Source organism: Achromobacter sp. GbtcB20, from assembly GCF_019091095.1.
GTDB lineage: Bacteria > Pseudomonadota > Gammaproteobacteria > Burkholderiales > Burkholderiaceae_B > Achromobacter > Achromobacter mucicolens.
The window spans coordinates 1-372 of sequence record NZ_JAGXJZ010000301.1; the positions used below are offsets into that span (position 1 = coordinate 1).

Sequence of the window (372 nt, forward strand, 5' to 3'; positions counted from 1 at the left end):
TTTAGGCAAACTCAATCTCGACCCGATGTGCGATTGCAGCACGAACGGACAGGGCGGCGAACCGCGACCACACCAGCCACGCCCGGTGCCGGCGGCACAGCCGGGCCATTCGGGTGTAAAGTAGGCATACATTCATTTCCACCATTTTTTATGAAATTTTGTTCCGAGTGCGGCCATTCGGTCGCGCTGGCCATCCCCGAAGGCGACAACCGGCCGCGCCATGTATGCCCGCAGTGCGGCACGATCCATTACCAGAACCCAAAGATGGTGATCGGCACGATTCCCGTGTGGGAGCATGACGGCCAGCTGCAGGTCCTGCTGTGCCGGCGCGCGATCGAACCGCGCTATGGCTACTGGACATTGCCGGCGGGC

General features: G+C 61.3%; 1 protein-coding gene. It reads left to right on the forward strand.

The genetic code is table 11. From position 1 onward, the window contains the following. Nucleotides 1–150: 150 nt before the first annotated feature. The coding region (locus tag KVT32_RS29080; RefSeq protein ID WP_217619314.1) for a zinc ribbon domain-containing protein at nt 151–372 on the forward strand (222 nt) is incomplete at its 3' end.